Raw genomic sequence first — 3,460 nt, forward strand, 5'->3', positions numbered from 1 at the left:
TAGGAACACGCCGCTGACATTGACGTCGTAGATCTTCTGCCATTTCTCCAGCGGCAGCGTCTCGGCGGGTTCGGCGCCCGCGATGCCGGCATTGTTGACGGCGATGGTCAGCGCGCCGAGCTCTTTCTCCAGGCGTTCGATCGCCGCCGACAGGTCGCTTTCGGAGGTCACCGAGCCAGTCAGCACCAGTGCCTTGCGACCGAGCGCGGATATCTTCTGCGCGGTCTCTTCCAGCCCGCCCTTCGAGCTGTGGCCGAAGCAGGCGATATCGGCGCCGGCTTCCGCGAGGCCGATGGCGATCGCCTGGCCGATGCCGCTGCCGGCGCCCGTCACCAGCGCAACGTCGCCACTGAGATCGAATAGTTTGGTCATTGGTTCCCTCCTGCCGGCTCTCGCGAAATCAAAGGGCGCCAACACTTTGTTGGCGCCCCGCGCGGTCCGGTGCCTGGGAGGCTATCACCTGCTGCGCCAAGTTTCGATTCCCCGGGTTCCTCACGTCGATCTCAGCTTGTCGCCAGCTCCATCACCGCGACATTGCTGGCTTCGCCGCGCTCGAGGATGCCGCGCTGGCGGCCGCGGCTCAGCACCAGCACGCGGTGCGAGAGCCCCAGCACCTCCTCGAGATCCGAGCTCACCACCACCACCGCCATGCCGGAGCGGGCGAGGTCGGCGATGACGTCGTAGATCGCGGCGCGGGCTCCGACGTCGATGCCGCGCGTCGGCTCGTCGAGGATGAACACCTTGGGTGGCCGTGACACCCATTTGGCGATGATCACTTTCTGCTGGTTGCCACCGGAAAGTTTCGAGACCGCCTGGTTGGGCTTGCCCTTGACGCCGAGCCGGGAGATGCCGGCCTCGGCGAATTTCTGCACTGCCTTGGGAAACACCCAGCCCTTCGGCGCGACATGGTCGAAATTGCCGAATGCCAGGTTCTCGCCGATCGTCTGCTGCAGCACCACGCCTTGCGCCTTGCGGTCTTCCGGCACCAGCACGACGCCGGCCCTGATCGCGGCGGCCGGGCCGTTGAGATGCACCGGCTTGCCGGCGACGCGCACCGCACCGGAAGAGATCGGGTCGGCGCCGGCGATCGCCCGCACCAGCTCCGTGCGCCCGGCGCCGATCAGCCCGGCGATGCCGAGGATCTCGCCTGATTTCACCGAGAAGCTGACGGCGTTGAAGCTCTGGTCCGGCGACGACAGGTTCTCGACCTCGAGCAGCGTTTCGTCGCGCGGCGGCGACAGCTTGGGGAACATGCGCTCGACGCTGCGCCCGACCATCTGCTCGACCACGGTGCGCACCGGGATGTCGGCGCGCTCGTGCCGGGCGACGATGCGGCCGTCGCGCATCACCACCACGCGGTCGGCGATCTGCGCGATCTCGTCGAGGCGATGGCTGATATAGATGAAGGACATGCCCTCGGCCTTGAGCTTGCGGATCTGCTGGAAGAGCAGCTCCGTCTCCTCGCCGCCGAGCGCCGCGGTCGGCTCGTCGAGGATCAGGAGCTCGGCGTTCAGCGTCAGCGCCTTGGCGATCTCGACCTGCTGCTGGGCGGCAATGCGCAACGTGCGCACCTTGCGCTCCGGCGAGACGTCGAGGCCGAGGCGCTTCAACTGCGCCGAGGCCTTGGCATTCATGGTCGCGCGATCGATGCGGCCGCCGCGCATCGGCAGGCGCCCGACATAGACGTTCTCCGCCACCGACAGGTCCGGCAGCAGCTTCAATTCCTGATGGATCATGCCGACGCCGGCCTCGATGGCCGCGGCCGGATTGGCGGGGGAATAGGGCTTCCCCCGCCAGATGATGGTGCCGGCATCCGGCTTGGTCGAGCCGGCGATGATGTTGGAGACGGTCGACTTGCCGGCGCCGTTCTCGCCGAGCAGCGCCACGACCTCGCCCGGCCGCACCTCGAAGCTCGCATCGGCCAGGACCTGCACCGGTCCGTAGCTCTTGCAGAGCCCGTTGACGAAGAGCCCGTTATGCGGGCTTTCGCTGTGGCGAGGGTCGGAGGACATCGCGGCGCTGTCTCGGGTGTCTTACGGATGCTTTTCGATGAACTGCGCGACATTGTCCTTGGTGGTCAGCGTCGCTTCCTGCAGCTGCTCGGCAGGGATCTTCTCGCTGGCCACCAGCTTGATCGCCGCGTCGACGGCGAGCCGGCCCATGCCCTGGGTCTGCTGCGTGGCGGTGACGTCGAACACGCCGTCCTTCAAGGCCTTCAGCGCCGCGACGTCGCCGTCGAAGCCGGCAACCCAGACCTTGTGGCCGGGATTGGCGACCTTGACCGCCTGTGCCGCGCCCAGCGCCAGCGCATCGGCCTGGCCGAAGATGATCGACACGTCGGGATGCGACTGCAGCAGGTCCTGCGTCAGCTTGAAGCCTTCGTCCTGGTGCCAGCCTTCGCTCCACAGCTCGCCGACCACCTTGATGTCGGGATAGGCCTTGAGCGCCTCGCCGCAGCCCTTGGAGCGGTCGACTTCCGGTGTCGTGCCCTTCTGGCCATGGATGATGATCATCTCGCCCTTGCCGCCGGCCTGCTTGGCGATGTAGTCGCACACGCCCTGGGCCGAGGCGACGCTGTTGGTGGCAATGAAGGTGTCGCCCGGCGCGCCGTCGGCGTTACGGTCGACATTGACCACTGGGATGCCGGCGGCCTTCGCCGTCTTGGTCGGAACGGTGGCGGCGGTGGCGCCGGCCGGGATGTAGATCAGCGCGTCGATGTTCTGCGTGATCAGGTCCTGCACCTGGCTGACCTGGGTCGCCGAATCGCCCTTGGCGTCGACGGTGACCACATCGATGCCCTTCTCCTTGGCGTAGGCTTCGACCGACTGCTTGATCTGGTTGAAGAAGTCGGCCTGCAGGTTGGCGACGGCCAGCCCGAGCTTCTTGGCGTCCTTGGCCGAGGCCGCGTCGGACAGGCCAAGCAGCGGGACGATGGCCGCGGCGGCAAGCAAGAGTGAACGTTTGGTCAGCATGTTTTTCCTCCGTTGATGTTCAGTATGTTCCGCCCGCGCACCACGGCGCCCCTTGGCCGAACGTTCCCAGTCTCGGATCGACCGATCCGTCCATCGCCCGGAGATCCGGGCGAATTCTCATTGCGCCCGGCTCCTCACTGCGATCTGCGGCGCCAGGTGTCGGTGGCGACGGCAAGCGCGATCACCACGCCGATCACCACCTGCTGGATGAAGGGAGAGACGCCGAGCAGGTTGAGGCCGTTGCGCAGCACGCCGATGATCAGCACGCCGACCGCGGTGCCGCCGATCGAACCGACGCCGCCCGAAAGGCTGGCGCCGCCGATGACCACCGCCGCGATCGTGTCGAGCTCGTAGCCCAGGCCGGAACTCGGCTGCACGGAATCGAGACGGGCCGCGAGCACGATGCCGGCCAGACCGGCAAGCACGCCGCAGATCGCATAGACCCAGTTGGTCAGCGATTTGACCGGAATGCCGGACAGCCGCGCGAC

Annotated in this window: 4 protein-coding genes; all 4 read right to left on the bottom strand. The window is 67.0% G+C overall.

What is annotated here, in order from left to right:
• Positions 1 to 372, bottom strand: a 372-nt coding sequence (locus EN780_RS30125) for an SDR family NAD(P)-dependent oxidoreductase (RefSeq protein WP_128276110.1), incomplete at its 3' end; no start/stop codon positions are given.
• 131 nt (positions 373 to 503) lie between these two features.
• Positions 504 to 2,012, bottom strand: coding sequence for a sugar ABC transporter ATP-binding protein (locus EN780_RS30130; protein WP_128276111.1), 1,509 nt, complete (start codon positions 2,010 to 2,012; stop codon positions 504 to 506).
• A 21-nt stretch (positions 2,013 to 2,033) separates the two neighbouring features.
• The gene (locus tag EN780_RS30135; RefSeq protein ID WP_127282596.1) at positions 2,034 to 2,972 is read right to left on the bottom strand and encodes a sugar ABC transporter substrate-binding protein; all 939 of its coding nucleotides are present in this window, start codon (positions 2,970 to 2,972) and stop codon (positions 2,034 to 2,036) included.
• Between the two features lie 134 nt (positions 2,973 to 3,106).
• Positions 3,107 to 3,460 (bottom strand): ABC transporter permease (locus tag EN780_RS30140; protein WP_133372774.1); only part of this gene is annotated, 354 nt, incomplete at its 5' end.

The organism is Mesorhizobium sp. M4B.F.Ca.ET.089.01.1.1 (assembly GCF_004022605.1).
Taxonomy (GTDB): Bacteria; Pseudomonadota; Alphaproteobacteria; order Rhizobiales; family Rhizobiaceae; genus Mesorhizobium; species Mesorhizobium abyssinicae.

Coding starts and splice junctions, on each gene's coding strand:
- EN780_RS30130 (WP_128276111.1), bottom strand. CDS start 2,012: ATGTCCTCCGACCCTCGCCACAGCGAAAGCCCGCATAACGGGCTCTTC.
- EN780_RS30135 (WP_127282596.1), bottom strand. CDS start 2,972: ATGCTGACCAAACGTTCACTCTTGCTTGCCGCCGCGGCCATCGTCCCG.